This window comes from Mycobacterium sp. BMJ-28, from assembly GCF_054404835.1.
This window is the reverse complement of the sequence record NZ_CM136783.1, coordinates 255,273-270,834: the sequence shown is the minus strand read 5'-3', so window position 1 is coordinate 270,834 and position 15,562 is coordinate 255,273. Positions and strand designations below refer to the sequence as shown.

The window sequence follows — 15,562 nt, the reverse complement described above, 5'->3', positions numbered from 1 at the left end:
CTCCTACCCGACAACCGTATCCTGTGAACTGGTCTCCCGCGGCTTCGGCCAGGGTGCCGGCAGCGGACGCGGGCGCACCCGCTGCGGCCACCAGAACCAGCGCCCGAGCAGGGTCGCCAGCGAGGGGGTCATCAGCGATCGGACCACCAGCGTGTCGAACAGCAGTCCCAGCCCGATGGTGGTGCCCACCTGCCCGATGACGATCAGGTTGCTGACCGACATCGAGATCATGGTGAAGGCGAACACCAACCCTGCCGCGGTGACGACCGAACCGGTACCGGCCATCGCCCGGATGATCCCGGTGTGCAGACCGGCGTGGATCTCCTCCTTCATCCGGGACACCAGCAGCAGGTTGTAGTCCGCACCGACTGCCAGCAGCACGATCACCGACATCGGCAGCACCATCCAGTGCAACGGAATTCCGACCAGGTGCTGCCAGATCAAGACCGAAAGGCCAAACGATGCACCGAGACTCAGCACCACGGTGCCGACGATGACGGTCGCCGCGGCCACCGCACGAGTCAGCACCACCATGATCAGGAAGATCAGGATGAGGGAGGCCACCGCCGCGATGAGCAGGTCGTAGTCCGCGCCGGTCTGCATGTCCTTGTACATCGCCGCGGTACCGCCGACGTACACCGTCGAGCCCTCCAGCGGCGTGCCCTTGATGGCATCGGCCGCGGCGACCCGCAACGGCTCGATATGGGAGGTGCCCTCCTCGCTCAGCGGGTCACCCTGGTGAAACACCGTGAACCGCACCGCATGTCCGTCCGGTGACAGGAACAGCTTGATACCCCGCTTGAAGTCCGCGGTCTGGAACGCCTCCGGCGGCAGGTAGAAGTTCTCGTCGTTGCGCGAGGCGTCGAACGCCTGGCCCATCGCCGTCTGGTTGTTCTGGTTGGCGATGTTCTGGTCCTGCTGCGCCTTCTGCGCCTGGTACTGGTTGAGCAGGTACTGCTTCTGGTTCTTCATCGTCTGGATCATCGCCGGCATCACGGCCGCCATCTGCGGCGTCAGTTCGGCCATCCGGTTCAGATCCGGCACGATGTCCTGGAAGTCGTCGGACATCTTGTTGATGCCGTCCAGGGCGTCGAAGATGGACCGGACCGACCAGCACATCGGGATGTCGTAGCAGTGCGGTTCCCAGTAGAGGTAATTGCGGATCGGACGGAAGAAATCGTCGAAGTCGGCGAGGTGGTCGCGCACATCGTTGATGTCCACCGACGTGTTGCCCATTTTGTCGGCCATCTTGCGCGTGACGTCGGCCAGCTGCAGCGTGATGTCGTAGAGCTTCTGCTGCGAGTCGATGGTCGTCTGCATCTCGTTGGCCTGCTTCAACGTATTGTCCAGCACGGTCTGCTGCATATCGTTGTTCATCAGGGTGCCGGTACCGCTCTGGCTCATCGAGTAGGCCAGCGACGCATGCTCGATCGGCTTGCCGTCGGGCCGGGTGATGGTCTGCACCTGGGCGATGCCGTGCACGCGCACCATCGCTTTGGCGATCTTGTCGATGATCAGGAAGTCGGCGGGATTGCGCAGATCGTGATCGGACTCCACCATCACCAGTTCGGGATTCATCTTGGCGTCGGAGAAGTGCCGGTCGGCGGCGGCCATACCGACGTTGGCCGGCACGTCGGCCGGCAGGAAGATCCGGTCGTTGTAGGTGGTGTGGTAACCCGGCAGCGTCAGCAGGCCGACGAGGGCTGCGACGACGGCCACCACCAGCACCGCACCCGGCCAGCGGACGATCGTGGCACCGATTCGGCGCCACCCGCGGGCACGGTCCATCCGCTTGGGGTCCAGCACCTTCCCGAATCTCGTGACGATCGAGATGAACGCGGGACCCATGGTCAATGCCGCTGCCACCACGATGGTCATGCCGACCGACAACGGGATACCCATCGTCTGGAAGTACGGCAACCGGGTGAAGTGCAGGCACAACGTCGCGCCGGCGATGGTCAGGCCCGACGCCAGCACGACGTGGGCCGTGCCGTGAAACATGGTGTAGTAGGCCGATTCCTTGTCCTCGCCCGACCGTCGCGCTTCCTGATATCGGCCGATCAGGAAGATCGCATAGTCGGTGGCCGCGGCGATGGCCAGCGTCACCACCATGTTGGTCGCGAACGTGGTGAGCCCGAAGACGTTGTGGTAGCCCAGGAACGCGATGATGCCGCGGGCCGAGGACAATCCGATCACCACCATGAACAGCGTGATCAGCACGGTCACGATGGACCGGTAGACGATCAGCAGCATCACCGTGATGACGATGAAGGTGAGCCCCTCGATCATCTGCATACTGGCATCGCCGACGGCGTTCTGGTCGGTGGTCGTCGCCGCCGGACCCGTCACATACGCCTTGACTCCGTTGGGGGCCTTGGCGTTCTTGACGATATCGCGAACGGCCTCCACCGACTCGTTGGCCAGCGTTTCACCCTGGTCGCCGGCGATGTACACCTGTACGTAGGCGGCTTTACCGTCGATGCTCTGGGCGCCGGCGGCGGTCAGGGTGTCGCCCCAGAAGTCCTGCACGTGCTGGATGTGCTTGGGGTCCGCGCGCAGGGTGCGGACCATGTCGTCGTAGTAGGCGTGCGCGTCGGCGCCCAGTTTGTCCTGGCCTTCCAGGACGATCATCACCGAACTGCTGGTGTCGTACTCGCCGAAGACCTTTCCGACGTGCTTGGTCGCGATCAGCGCGGGCGCGTCGTTGGGGCTCATCGACACCGCACGCAGCTTGCCGACCTCTTCGAGCTGCGGCACAACGGTATTCAGCAGCGCGACGACGACGATCCATCCCAGCACGATCGGGATGGAGAAGGTGCGCAGGAATCGCGGCAGCCACGGCCGGGCGGCGTGCCGCGCGGGCGGGATGGCGTCGGTCGCGGTTTCGTCGGTGAAGGTGGTCATGCCGCCTTCACCAGGCAGTACGTCGCGGCATTCACGCCTTGCACCGTCCTTTCGTCTTTGATCACGTCGTCGACGGTGACGCGGCAGCCGATGGAATCTCCGTTGCCCTGAACCACGATGTTGGGCTGCACGGACGGGATCGTCGTCTCCAGGCGCAGCGTCCACGGCAGGCTGGCCTCCGCGTGCTGCGGCAAACCGTTGAGGTCCATGTAGTTCACGGTCGCGGTGGACCCGGAGCCGAACACCTCGTAAACCACGACCTTCGGGTTGAATTTCTGGGCGGTGTCGTTGCCGACGGGCGTCACGACGGCGCCGTCCGAACCGAACACCGACCTCAGATGCGCAACGGTCACGACGCCGATCGCCAGGGCCACCACCATGAGGACGGGCAGCCAGACGCGTTTCAGTACCGCAATCAAGGTCGAGCCTTTCCAGGATGAGACAGCCGCAGGTCAGGCAACGGCGAGTGACCTAGGAAGGCAATCTAAGTGGATAAGTGGATAGAGTCAATCCACTTATTGGCATTCGTAAGGCACATCACTAATGTGGGGCGCGTGATTGACAAACCATGCCGCGGGCTGCGCAAGGACGCCGAGCGCAACCGGCAGCGCGTGCTCCAGGCCGCACGCGAACTGTTCGCGGTCAAGGGCATGGAGGCCACCCTCAACGACGTGGCCCACCACGCGAACGTCGGGGTCGGCACCGTCTACCGCCGATTCGCCACCAAAGAGGATCTGGTCGACGCGATCTTCGAAGACGGTATCGAACAACTGGTCGCTCTTGCCGAAGAGGCCGTGCAACAAGAAGATTCGTGGGACGGATTCGTCTGGTTCGTGGAGCACATGTGCGAACTGACCGCCACCGACCGCGGCCTACGTGAGATGGTCTACAGCACCGCCTACGGCGGGTACGGCGTCGAGTGCGCCCGCGACCGCCTGGCGCCGCACATGTTGAAACTCATCGAGCGGGCCCGCGACGACGGCCACCTGCGCCCCGATATCGAGCACACCGACATGCCGATCATGGGCCTGCTGGCCGGCACCGTCAGCGAGTGGGCCGGGCACGTGGAACCCGAACTGTGGCGCCGGTATGTGGCGCTGCTCCTGGAGGGGATGCGCAATCGCGACGACCGGCACCCGCTGGGGGTGGATGCCCTGGCCGAGGATCAGATGGACGCGGCCATGCAGGGCTGGGATCCGGCGGGTAACTCTTAGTCCAGGCCGGCGATGATGCGCCGCAGATCGATGGCCGCCGGTTGCTCCAACTGTGCGAAGGTGCATGAGCGCGGATCCCGGTCGGGCCGCCAGCGGTTGAATTGCGCTGTATGCCTGAATCTTTCACCCTCCATGTAGTCGTATCGCACCTCCACCACCCGCTCGGGCCGCAACGGGACGAAGGACAGATCCTTACCCGCGTTCCACCGCGAACCCCCGTCGTGGCGGCGCGCGAGATCGGGATCGGCGGCCACCTGCGCCGCCCAGTTCCAAGGATGGTCGTCGAACGCGCAGACCAGCGGCTGCAGCTCGGTGAGCAGCGCCCGGCGGGTGGCCATCGGGAAGGCGCCGATCACCCCCACCGAGGCCAGGTCATCGCCCTTGTACAGGCCCAGCAGCAGCGAGCCGACGGCGTCGGCGCCGGACTTGTGCAGGCGGTAGCCGGCCACCACACAATCCGCCGTCCGCTGGTGCTTGATCTTGAACATCACGCGTTTGTCCGGCAGATAGCCAAGCGCGGCGGGTTTGGCGATGATGCCGTCCAGGCCCGCACCCTCGAACTCGGCGAACCACCGCTGTGCGGTGCCCTGGTCGGTGGTCGCCGGGGTGAGGTGGAACCGCGGACCCGACCGCCTCATCACCTCGGCCAACCGCGCCCGCCGCTGCTCGAACGGCAATCCCATGTAGTTCTCGTCACCGGCCGCCAGCAGATCGAACGCGATGAACGAGGCTTTCGTTTTGACGGACAGCAGCGCGACGCGACTGGCTGCCGGGTGGATACGCTGTTGCAGCGCGTCGAAATCGAGGCCCGTCGCGGTCGCGACCACGATCTCGCCATCGATCACGCAGCGACTGGGCAACTCACGTTCGGCCGCCTCGACGAGCTCGGGAAAGTACCTGGTCAATGGCCGTTCGTTACGGCTGCCGAACTCGATGTCGCCGCCGTCGCGAAAACAGATCGAGCGGAAACCGTCCCACTTGGGCTCATAGATCGCATCCGGCGGGATGGACGACACGGCCTTGGCGAGCATCGGCTTGATCGGCGGCTGGACCGGCAGGCTCATCGAACCACTATCTCCCATCCATCCTGGCGATAAATCGCTTGACCTCAACACGGGTTGATGTTTCAGGCTGTACCCAATGCAATGAGGAGGTACCCATGCGACAGATCCGCGCCGACCTGTGGGAAACCAGCACGGAACGGCCATTGCCGGGCATCGCCACCCATGCCTACCTGTGGACCGGCGGCGAAACCGGCAACGTGTTGTTCTACAGCACCGAGACCGACGACGACTTCGGCGAATTCGACGCCCTCGGTGGGGTGGCCCACCAGTACCTGTCGCACCACCGCGAGGCCGGCCCGATGCTGCGCTCGATCAGCGAGCGCTACGCCGCACAATTGCACGCCCCGGCCGCCGAACTGCTCGACATCGGCATGCACGCCCACGTGGACGTCCCCGTCGGCAGCAGGCACGTCGACCGCAACGGCATCGAGGTGATCCCGACACCGGGCCACTCCCCGGGCAGCACCTGCTACCTGGTGCCCGGGATGAACGGCCAGAGCTACCTGTTCACCGGCGACACGATCATGCAGGATCCCGACGGCAACTGGATTCCCGGCTATATACCGAGCCTCAGCGAGGCACACTCACTGGCGCGGAGTCTGCAGGTGCTCGCCAGTCTGCAGCCGGATCTGGTGATCACGAGCGCGTTCCCCGGCGCGTCGGGGGTACACGTGCCCGGTGCGCGGCGTTGGGCCGGATGCGTCGCGCAGGCCCGCGAACGGCTGGCGCTGGTGGCCTGATCTAGGTTCGGAGCATGACTGCAGCCGGCCGGTTCGCCCCCAGCCCGTCGGCCGACCTGCACATCGGCAATCTCCGCACCGCGATTTTGGCCTGGCTGTTCGCCAGGTCGACCGGCAGGCGGTTCCTGATCCGGGTGGAAGACCTCGACGATCGCACCTTCAGCGAGGTGGCGGCCCGCCAGCTGGCCGACCTGGCGGCGATCGGGGTGACCGCCGATGAAGCGCCGGAATATCAGTCCGCCCACCAGGCTCGCTACGACGCCGTCATCACCGAGCTCACCGAACGCGGCCTGGTGTACGAATGTTATTGCAGCAGAAAGGACATTCTGGCCGCACCGCGCGCGCCACACGCACCCGAGGGCGCCTATCCCGGCACCTGCCGCGACCTCGCGCCGAGGTCCCGCGGTCACCGGCCGGCGGCCCTGCGGTTGCGCAGCGACACCTACCAGTTCACCGTCACCGATCTGCTGCACGGCGAATACACCGGCGTGGTGGACGATTTCGTGTTGCGCCGCGGTGACGGCGTGCCCGCCTACAACCTGGCCGTGGTGGTCGACGACGCCGCCCAGGGCATCGATCAGGTGGTGCGCGGTGACGACCTGCTGTCGTCGTCGCCGCGCCAGGCCTACCTGGCGGCGCTGCTCGGCTATCCGGCGCCGGTCTACGCGCACGTGCCGCTGGTGCTCAATGCCGAGGGCAAACGCCTGGCCAAGCGGGACGGTGCGGTCACCCTCCCCGAGATCGGGGTCGATCGCGCACTCGCCCATATCGCCGCTTCGCTGGATCTCCCGGCGGGCCCGCCCACGGAGATGCTGGCCCGGTTCGACGCACGGGCGCTGCCCACCCGGCCCTGGATTTACCAGCCGGGTTGATCGAAACCGTTGGGATATCGGCAGCGCGTTGCTAGGTTGCGCCGGTGAGCTTCCCCCTTCGACGACCCGGCCGGTTGCCCGCGGTGCTGCTGGTGATCACGCTGCTCGCCACGCTGCTGGCCGCGGGCTGCGGGTCCGAGAACACCGGCGCTGATCCCATCAGGTCGGCGGGCGTACTCCGGGTCGGTACCGAGGGAACGTATTCGCCGTTCAGCTACCACGATCCCAAAACCGGTGAACTGGTCGGATATGACGTCGACGTCGCCAAGGCGGTCGGCCAGAAACTCGGCGTGAAGGTGGAATTCGTCGAGACCCCGTGGGACTCGATTTTCGCCGCACTCGAAGCGGACCGCTTCGACGTCGTGGCCAACCAGGTGACCATCAACCCCGAACGCCAGGCCAAATACGACTTGTCGCAGCCGTACACCGTGGGCGAGGGCGTGATCGTCACCCGCACTGACGACAACTCCATCAAGACCCTTGCGGATGTCAGGGGCAAGACTGCGGCCGAAAGCGCCACCAGCAACTGGTCCGATGTCGCCCGCAAGGCCGGTGCCAACGTCGAGACCGTCGAGGGCTTTTCCCAGGCGATCACGCTGCTCAATCAGGGCCGCGTCGACGTCGTCATCAACGACAGCATCGCCGTCTACGCCTACCTCGCCGAGACGGGCGACAAATCGGTGAAGATCGCAGGCACCGTCGGCGAGAAGAGCGAGCAGGGCTTCGCCGCCCGCAAGAACAGCGGCAACCTACCGGAACTGGACAAGGCACTCGGGGAACTGCGCGCCGACGGAACGCTGGCCGGCATCTCGCAGAAGTACCTCAAGGCCGACGCAACGGGAACGCCGCCGTCGACACCGATCAGGTCATCCGGGGTGCTGCGCGTCGGGACAGAGGGCACCTACGCACCGTTCAGCTACCACGATCCCAAGACCGGTCAGCTGGCCGGGTACGACGTCGACGTCGCAAAGGCCCTCGGCGAGGACCTCGGAGTGAAGGTCGAATTCGTCGAAACACCATGGGATTCCATCTTCGCCGCACTGGAGGCCAACCGCTTCGACGTCGTCGCCAACGAGGTGACGATCACTCCGGAGCGGCAAGGAAAGTACGATCTGACGAAGCCCTACTCGGTGGGTGAGGGCGTGATCGTCACCAAGGCCGACAATGATTCGATCAAGTCGCTGGCCGATCTGAAGGGCAAGACGACCGCCCAGTCGATCACCAGCAACTGGGCGCAGGTCGCCCGCGACGCCGGGGCCGACGTGCAGTCGGTGGAGGGCTTCGCCCAGGCGATCACGCTGCTCAATCAGGGCCGCATCGATGCGACCGTCAACGACAGCATCGCGGTATACGCCTACCTCGCCGAGACCGGCGACAAGTCGATCAAGATCGCGGCGAAGACCGCCGAGAAGAGTGAGCAGGCACTCGCGGCCCGCAAGGACAGTGGCTACCTACCAGAACTCAACGGCGCCATCGATGCGCTGCGGGCATCGGGCAAGCTCGCCGAGATCTCCCAGCGCTACCTCAAGGCCGACGCCACCGGAGCCGGGCAGGCCGGTACGGGTCCGCTGCCCGGCGGCGCGCAGCAGAACGCGCCGGCGGCCCGCTCGGCGTGGCAACTGATCCTCGACAACCTGTGGCCGCTGGCCAAGGCGGCCATCACGGCGACGATCCCGCTGACCATCATCAGCTTCGCGGTCGGACTCGTCATCGCGTTGGCTGTGGCACTGGCCCGGCTTTCGCCGAACGTCATCCTCACCAACGCCGCGCGCTTCTACATCTCGATCATCCGCGGCACACCGCTGCTGGTGCAGTTGTTCATCGTGTTCTACGCGCTCCCCCAACTCGGCGTGAAGATCGACCCGTTCCCCGCCGCGGTGATCGCATTCAGTCTCAATGTCGGCGGTTACGCGGCGGAGATCATCCGGTCGGCGATCCAGAGCATCCCGAAGGGGCAGTGGGAGGCCGCCGAGACGATCGGCTTCAACTACGCCGGGGCGCTGAAGCGAATCATCCTGCCGCAAGCCGCGCGGGTGGCCGTACCACCGCTTTCGAATACCCTGATCTCACTGGTCAAAGACACCTCGCTGGCATCGACGATTCTGGTCACCGAACTACTGCGGCAGGCTCAGATCGTCGCCGCCCCGACATTCGAGTTCTTTGCCCTCTACGGCACGGCAGCGGCGTACTACTGGGTGATCTGCCTGGTGCTGTCCTTCGGCCAGGGCCGCCTGGAACACCGACTGGAGAGGTACGTGGCGCGATGAGTGAAACCGAGGACGAGGTCGAGTACCGCGTCACAGCCGAGGGGGTCGAGAAGGCCTTCGGCGACAACAAGGTGCTCAAAGGCGTCTCGTTCAACGTGGAAAAGGGCACGGCGACAACCATCATCGGCCCGTCCGGGTCGGGTAAGACCACCCTACTGCGCACCCTCAACGCCCTCGACAGGGCCGACGCGGGCGTGATACGGGTGGATGACGTCGAGATCGACTTCTCCACGCCGACACCGAAACCCGAGGTGCGCCGGTTCCAGTCGCGCAGCGGGTTCGTGTTCCAGGGGCACAACCTGTTCCCGCACAAGACGGTGCTGCAGAACATCATCGAGGGACCGGTGATCGTCCAGAAACGGCCGAAGGAGGAGGCTGTCGCGGAAGCCGTCGCATTGCTGGATCAGGTCGGATTGGCCGCCAAACGCGACCAGTACCCGTTCCAGCTGTCCGGCGGTCAGCAGCAGCGGGTGGGCATCGCCCGGGCACTGGCCCTCAAGCCGAAGCTGGTGCTTTTCGACGAACCCACCTCGGCGCTGGACCCGGAACTGGTCGGCGAGGTGCTCTCCGTCATCAAGGATCTGGCAGTGCAAGGTTGGACGCTGGTGATCGTCACACACGAAATCCAGTTCGCCAGGCAGGTATCGAATCAGGTGCTGTTCACCGACCAGGGCGTCATCCTGGAAAAGGGGAGTCCCGATGAGGTCATCGGGAACCCGAAGGAGGAGCGCACCCGGCAGTTCCTGGACCGGATTCTCAATCCGCTGTGACGCCCGGTCGCCGGCCCGGGCGACCCACGTAGAACGCTCACGACTGACATACCACTATGTATGTTTGTCTGGACATGCTCCCCGGCGGCGGATACCGTCAGGCCGAATGGTGATCGAGGTCACTTGCAGGAAGGAGCAACGATGGGCGCGGTCGCGCTGCAAGACCGGGAATGGCAGCTCCGGGCACGATGCCGGAACGGGGACGCCAGCCTGTTCTTCCACCCGGACGGCGAGCGGGGCCAGGCCCGTAAACGCCGCCAGCAGATGGCGCGCGAGGTCTGCGCCAGTTGTCCGGTGGCACGCGAATGCGGCGAACACTCGATCGCCTTCGAGGAAGCCTTCGGCACCTGGGGCGGCCTGTCCGAGGACGACCGGAGACGTTTTCTGGAGGCCCGCGCCGCGCGCCTCAGAGTTCCTTGATCCCCCAGGGCGATCCGTACGCGGTCAGCAGATCCAGGAACGGAACCGGATCGAACGCCTCCGGACCGAGCACACCGGCACCCGACCAACTGCCGTTCGCCAGAAGTTCCAAGGCGACAACGGGATTGATCGCGGTCTGCCACACCACGCACTGATGCCCGTACTCGGCCATCGACCACTCGTTGTCCACCACGTGGTATAGGTAGGTCGAGCGCGGCTCACCGTCCGTGCCGGTGCCGGTCACCCACAGCCCGGCGCACGTCTTGCCCGTCATCCGCGGACCCAGCGTCGCCGGATTGGGCAGGCAGGCCGCCACCACATCGCGCGGGCTGACCAGCTGCCCCCCGACCGAAACCTTGTCCGTGCGATCGAGCCCCAGCTTGTGCAGCGTCTTGAGCACGTCGATGAATTCAGCACCCAGCCCGTACTTGAAGGTGGCCCGCCGGCATTTCACCCAGCGCGGCATCAGCAGTACCTCTTCGTGTTCGACATTCACGCACTCGACCGGACCGATCCCGCCGGGAAAGTCGAAAACCTCTGGCTCGCTGAATGGTTCGGTGGTGAACCAGCCGCGGTCGGCCTCCCAGATCACCGGCGGATTGAGGCATTCCTCGATGGTGGTCCAGATGGAGAACGACGGCGCGAACTCATAGCCGTCCACGGTGAGGTTGGAGCCGTCGCGGGTGCCGAGTTCGTCGATATCGGCGAACAGGTGATCGGCCGCGTACCGGGCGAAGACGTCCGACAGGCCCGGTTCCACCCCGATGCCGACCAGCGCGAGCCGGCCCGCCTGCCGCCAGTCCGGTTCGGCGGCGAATTGCTCGTCGCCGAGTTTCACGCCGGGAAGTTCGTAAGGTCGCTCGGGATGGCGCCGCGACAGGCTCATCGCCATGTCCAGATAGTCGGCACCGCCGGTGATCGCCCCGTTGAAGACCGGCATCACGAAGCGCGGGTCGACAGCGTTCATCACATGCGTGATGCCGTGCCGGCGCACCAGGTCCGCGATCGCCGCCGCCGAACCCGCGTCGACGCGCACACCGGTGAACCGGTCGTCGCCGACGCCGTCGGCCACCCGGCACGCCTGGGCCTCGTCGTAATCGCACACCACGATCCGTTCGAAGAAGTCGCGCCGCGCGGCGATCGAGCAGAACGCCGATCCCACACCGCCTGCACCCACCAGGAGAATCCGCATGCCGGCGATGTTAGTGCGGATTCATCTAGATTTCGCGACTATCGCGACGGAATACGTCCAATTTATGGCAACTGGCAACGGAAATCGCATTCAGGATAACCCCCATGAATGTGTGGGGACAGCACCGCTGTGCCGGCCGGGTCCAGCCGCGAGGCTGAGTGCATCCCCCGAAAGGACCGCAGACATGCGCACCGTCCCACTCTTCGCCGCCGCCGCCTTCATCTCCGGAGCCGCCGCGCTCGCCCTCGCCCTCCCGGCTTCGGCCGCCCCCGCGGGTCCGCCGTGCAAACCGCTCGGCGCCGGCGCGACCATCTGTCAGACCGCCGGTCACATCCAGGTGGTCGCCACCCCGACCATCAAGGCGCCCCAAGCCCCACAGTTCAACGGCTGGGTCGGCATGGTGCACCACCCCTAGCGGATCCGCAGCGACGCCAGCCCGCGCAGCGTGACATTCGGCTTGTACTCCGGCTCGGCCGTCAACCGGGCATCCGGGAACCGCCGCGCCAGCCCGGCCAGGGCGATACGAGCCTCCAGCCGGGCCAGCGGGGCGCCCAGACAGAAGTGCGGCCCCTTGCCGAAAGCCAAGTGCCGCAATCCCTCCCGGTCGGGATCGAAGGTGTCCGGCCGATCGAAGGCGTCCGGGTCGCGGTGCGCGGCGGCCAGCAGCAGCAGGATGCTGTCGCCCGCGGGAATCCGCGTGCCGTCGACCGTCATGTCGTCGCCGGCTATCCGCATCACCAGTTGCACCGGCGGGTCGTAGCGCAACGTCTCCTCGATGACCAGGTTGGCCCGCTCCGGGTCGGCCGCCAGCGCTGCCCATTGCGCCGGGTCGCGCAGCATCGCCTGGACGGCGTTGGCGATCAGGTTGACCGTGGTCTCGTGACCGGCGATGAGCAACAGATTGCAGGTGGCGACGATCTCGTCGGCAGTCAGCTGGTCTCCGTCCTCCTCCGCCGCGATGAGCGCGGAGATCATGTCCGGGCGTGGGGTCGCGCGCCGGCGCTCGATCAGCTCGCCCAGGTAGGCGCGCATCCATTCGCCGGCCTGCAGGCGCTCGTCGGCGTTGTCGGAGCTCTGGCCGGTCAGCGTCATGATCGGATCGAGCCCCTGCGCCAGCAGCGCCGCGGCATGACTGAATTGCGGTTCGTCTTCCAGGGGGACGCCGAGCAGCCGACAGATCACCGCGACCGGCAATGGGTAGGCAAGGTCGGGTACCACGTCCAGGCCGCCCGGGGCGTCCGCGTGGGCCAGCAGTTCGCCTACCAGGGCGTTGATCTCGGGCTCCAGCGCGCGAACCACCTTGGGCGAGAAAGCTTGCTGGGCGAGCCTGCGCAGCCGCGTGTGGTCGGGCGGATCGAGGAACAGGAATCCCGGAGTCGCGGTCCGCTGAGGAGCGATCCCTTCGGCGATCTGCCGCTGCACCACCGACGATTTCATCCCGTCGCTGCACGAGGACGGATGCCGCAGCACTTCGTCACAGTGCGCGAATCCGGAGAACACCACCATGCTGGCGTCCGGCAGAACCATCGGTCCTTGTTCGCGGATCCGCGCGAACACCGGGTACGGGTCCGCACGCACTGCCGGGTCGAGCATCTGGACCAGCAGCGTCTGCGCGTCGGCTTGATCTGTGCTCGTCCCAACGCCTGTCGCCATGCCCTTATTGTGCATGCGTCTAAGAAGGCCGCAGGTCCGTCCCGTAGTAGTGGCCCAGAACGTGCTCGCGCAGCTCGTCGAACTCACCGGCCAGGATGGCCGCGCGGATCTGGTCGACCAGCCGGATGGTGAACCGCTCGTTGTGGATCGTGCACAACGTCGAGGCCAGCATCTCCTTGGCCTTGAACAGGTGGTGCAGGTAGGCCCGGGTGTAATGCGCGCAGGTGTAGCAATCGCATTCGGCGTCGATCGGGGTGAAGTCCCTGCGGTAGCGCGCCCCGGTGATGTTGTAGCGCCCCGTCACCGAATACACGGCCGCATTGCGGGCCACCCGTGACGGGGAGACACAGTCGAAGGTGTCCGCGCCCGCGGCCACCGCGGCGAACAGGTCGTCGGGCTCACTGATCCCCAACAGGTGCCTCGGCTTGTCGGCGGGCAGTTCACTGGTCACCCAGCCGACGATGGTGGCCAGATTCTGCTTCTCCAGCGCACCCCCGATGCCGTACCCATCGAAGCCGCGGCCGTCCTCGTCGACGATGGAGACGAGTCCGCGGGTCGCCTGCCGACGCAAATCCTCATACTGCGCGCCCTGCACCACACCGAACAACGCCTGCGCCGGCTTGCCCGGCCGGGCCGCCGTGAGCCGGTGGTGCTCCGCCAGGCAGCGCACCGCCCAGTCGTGCGTGCGGCGCACCGACTGCTCCTGGTAGCCACGGGTGTTCACCAGCGTGGTGAGCTCGTCGAAGGCGAAGATGATGTCCGCCCCGAGCTGATGCTGGATGCCGATCGACACCTCGGGGGTGAAACGGTGCGACGAACCGTCGATATGCGAACGGAAGGTCACCCCGTCCTCATCGACGTGGGCCAGCCTTTCCTTGCCCTCGGCGATGATGTCGTCGGCTTGCACCCGCGTCGCGTCCATCGCGAGCACCTTCTTGAACCCGACCCCCAGAGAGAGCACCTGGAAGCCGCCGCTGTCGGTGAAGGTCGGGCCTGGCCAGTTCATGAACGCACCCAAGCCGCCGGCCTCATCCACGACGTCGGGGCCCGGCTGCAGGTACAGATGGTAGGCGTTGGCCAGAATTGCCTGTGCCCCAATCTCTTTCATCGTCTCGGGCAGCACCGCCTTGACCGTTGCCTGGGTTCCGACGGCGATGAACGCCGGGGTTTGAATGTCACCGTGCGGGGTGTGGATGACCCCGACCCGGCCCGGACCGCCAGGCAGTTCGGCCTGCACATCGAAATACTGCTCGCTCACCCCGACATTCAATCAACCGCGAAGTCCCGGTGCGTGGCCGCTCTCGGTCGTAGATTCACTACATGAGGATGAGATCGCTGGCCGGCATCGCGGCGCTGGCCGCCGTCACGGCGAGCGCGGCCGCATGCTCATCGTCCCCGCAACCGGCCGCACTGCCGGGCACGCTCAGCCCGGGCACCGCCCAGATCACCATCGACGGCCGCGACGCCGGCACCACCCACGCGGTGAGCTGCTCACCCGCGGGCTTCCTCACCACCATCAAGACCGGTGATGACACCTCCGGGATCAGCGTCATGGTGTCCAACCAGGACGCGCTCACCGCGGAAGCGGTCAGCTTCCGGAATGTGGGCGGATTCACCGGCAGCTACAACGCCGGGCTCGGCCAGCCGGACGCCACCGTGAGCATGACCGGCCGGACCTACGACATCTCCGGGACGGCCCAGGGATTCCGCACCGACAATGCCAGCTTCAGCGCGCAGAGCCGGTTCACCGTGAAGGTGGCGTGCTGAACTGCGGTTTACCCGCAGGTGACGCATCGTCAAGATTTTCGCGCATAACGGTATCTATGTCTGCGCCGAGCTCCATACTGCTCAGGGATCATCAAGCGATCTTGAAAAGGGATCGCACAAGTTAAGGAGATCGGTCGTGAAGCGTGAATTCGTGGTCGCCCTGGGTGGCGCGGCGATTCTGATCGCCGGACTGTCCGGCTGTTCCTCGGATGACAAAAAGTCCTCCAGCTCATCCAGCTCGGAAAAGAGCTCCAGCTCGGCGTCGGCCTCGGCATCGCCGAGCGTGAGTTCCGGCTCGGGCGGGACCAAGGTCACCATCGACGGCGCCGACCAGACCGTGAACGGCTCGGTCGTGTGCGCCACCATGGGCGGCAACGTCAACATCGCCATCGGCGAGGCCGCCACCGGCATCGCCGCCGTCCTCAGCGACGGCGACACCCCGACCGTCACCTCGGTGGGCCTGGGCAACGTCAACGGCGTCACCCTGGGCTACCAGTCCGGGGCCGGCCAGGGCGAGGCGAAGGCCGAGAAGGACGGCAAGACCTACAAGATCAGCGGCACCGCCACCGGCATCGACATGGCCAACCCCATGACGCCGGTGAACAAGCCGTTCACCATCGAGGTCACCTGCCCGAACTGACCCGGGCAGCAGGACATGACGACGGCGGCGTCCCGAATCGGGGCGCCGCCGTTGTCGTA

General features: G+C 65.9%; 15 protein-coding genes and 1 pseudogene. 10 read left to right on the top strand and 6 right to left on the bottom strand.

The genetic code is table 11. From position 1 onward, the window contains the following. Positions 1-3: 3 nt before the first annotated feature. Complete coding sequence (locus ACXPWS_RS01325) at positions 4-2,904, bottom strand: MMPL/RND family transporter (RefSeq protein WP_458710712.1); 2,901 nt, start codon at positions 2,902-2,904, stop codon at positions 4-6. Next, complete coding sequence (locus ACXPWS_RS01320; protein ID WP_458710711.1) at positions 2,901-3,323, bottom strand: MmpS family transport accessory protein; 423 nt, start codon at positions 3,321-3,323, stop codon at positions 2,901-2,903. The genes ACXPWS_RS01325 and ACXPWS_RS01320 overlap by 4 nt, the downstream gene beginning before the upstream one ends. A gap of 135 nt (positions 3,324-3,458) precedes the next feature. Between ACXPWS_RS01320 and ACXPWS_RS01315 the strand changes: the two genes are divergently transcribed. Then, positions 3,459-4,118 carry a TetR/AcrR family transcriptional regulator gene (locus tag ACXPWS_RS01315; protein ID WP_458710710.1) on the top strand — a complete coding sequence of 220 codons (660 nt, stop codon included), beginning with the start codon at positions 3,459-3,461 and terminating at the stop codon, positions 4,116-4,118. Here the strand turns inward: ACXPWS_RS01315 and ACXPWS_RS01310 are convergent. Beyond that, positions 4,115-5,182, bottom strand: a complete 1,068-nt coding sequence (locus ACXPWS_RS01310; RefSeq protein ID WP_458710709.1) for an ATP-dependent DNA ligase — start codon at positions 5,180-5,182, stop codon at positions 4,115-4,117. The genes ACXPWS_RS01315 and ACXPWS_RS01310 overlap by 4 nt on opposite strands. 95 nt (positions 5,183-5,277) lie before the next feature. Here ACXPWS_RS01310 and ACXPWS_RS01305 point away from each other — a divergent pair, with 95 nt between their 5' ends. The 6 genes and pseudogenes from ACXPWS_RS01305 (at position 5,278) to ACXPWS_RS01280 (ending at position 10,251) form a co-directional block, all read left to right on the top strand. Further along, positions 5,278-5,922, top strand: a complete 645-nt coding sequence (locus tag ACXPWS_RS01305) for an MBL fold metallo-hydrolase (protein ID WP_458710708.1) — start codon at positions 5,278-5,280, stop codon at positions 5,920-5,922. Positions 5,923-5,936: 14 nt separating this feature from the next. Beyond that, positions 5,937-6,794, top strand: coding sequence for a tRNA glutamyl-Q(34) synthetase GluQRS (gene gluQRS / locus ACXPWS_RS01300; RefSeq protein WP_458710707.1), 858 nt, complete (start codon positions 5,937-5,939; stop codon positions 6,792-6,794). 44 nt (positions 6,795-6,838) lie between these two features. After that, positions 6,839-7,561: pseudogene (locus ACXPWS_RS01295) on the top strand (transporter substrate-binding domain-containing protein); the annotation flags it as partial. 93 nt (positions 7,562-7,654) lie between these two features. Then, positions 7,655-9,061, top strand: coding sequence for an ABC transporter permease subunit (locus ACXPWS_RS01290; RefSeq protein WP_458713784.1), 1,407 nt, complete (start codon positions 7,655-7,657; stop codon positions 9,059-9,061). Continuing rightward, a complete protein-coding gene (locus ACXPWS_RS01285; RefSeq protein ID WP_458710706.1) occupies positions 9,058-9,831 on the top strand; it encodes an amino acid ABC transporter ATP-binding protein in 774 nt (257 codons plus the stop codon). The genes ACXPWS_RS01290 and ACXPWS_RS01285 overlap by 4 nt, the downstream gene beginning before the upstream one ends. A gap of 141 nt (positions 9,832-9,972) precedes the next feature. Continuing rightward, positions 9,973-10,251 (top strand): WhiB family transcriptional regulator, encoded by a 279-nt coding sequence (locus ACXPWS_RS01280; RefSeq protein ID WP_458710705.1) that lies wholly within the window; start codon positions 9,973-9,975, stop codon positions 10,249-10,251. On the opposite strand, the gene ACXPWS_RS01275 is transcribed toward ACXPWS_RS01280, so the two are convergent. Then, complete coding sequence (locus ACXPWS_RS01275) at positions 10,238-11,443, bottom strand: saccharopine dehydrogenase family protein (protein WP_458710704.1); 1,206 nt, start codon at positions 11,441-11,443, stop codon at positions 10,238-10,240. The genes ACXPWS_RS01280 and ACXPWS_RS01275 overlap by 14 nt on opposite strands. A 184-nt stretch (positions 11,444-11,627) precedes the next feature. On the opposite strand from ACXPWS_RS01275, the gene ACXPWS_RS01270 reads away from it, so the two are divergent. Next, the gene (locus tag ACXPWS_RS01270) at positions 11,628-11,858 is read left to right on the top strand and encodes a hypothetical protein (protein ID WP_458710703.1); all 231 of its coding nucleotides are present in this window, start codon (positions 11,628-11,630) and stop codon (positions 11,856-11,858) included. On the opposite strand, the gene ACXPWS_RS01265 is transcribed toward ACXPWS_RS01270, so the two are convergent. Both ACXPWS_RS01265 and tgt read right to left on the bottom strand, forming a co-directional pair. Then, positions 11,855-13,096, bottom strand: coding sequence for a cytochrome P450 (locus ACXPWS_RS01265; RefSeq protein ID WP_458710702.1), 1,242 nt, complete (start codon positions 13,094-13,096; stop codon positions 11,855-11,857). The genes ACXPWS_RS01270 and ACXPWS_RS01265 overlap by 4 nt on opposite strands. Before the next feature lie 19 nt (positions 13,097-13,115). Beyond that, positions 13,116-14,354, bottom strand: coding sequence for a tRNA guanosine(34) transglycosylase Tgt (gene tgt / locus ACXPWS_RS01260; protein ID WP_458710701.1), 1,239 nt, complete (start codon positions 14,352-14,354; stop codon positions 13,116-13,118). A gap of 62 nt (positions 14,355-14,416) precedes the next feature. Between tgt and ACXPWS_RS01255 the strand changes: the two genes are divergently transcribed. Further along, positions 14,417-14,863: a lipoprotein LpqH gene (locus ACXPWS_RS01255; RefSeq protein ID WP_458710700.1), complete on the top strand. Its 447-nt coding sequence runs from the start codon at positions 14,417-14,419 to the stop codon at positions 14,861-14,863. A 136-nt stretch (positions 14,864-14,999) separates the two neighbouring features. Next, a complete protein-coding gene (locus ACXPWS_RS01250) occupies positions 15,000-15,503 on the top strand; it encodes a lipoprotein LpqH (protein ID WP_458710699.1) in 504 nt (167 codons plus the stop codon). Positions 15,504-15,562: the final 59 nt, after the last annotated feature.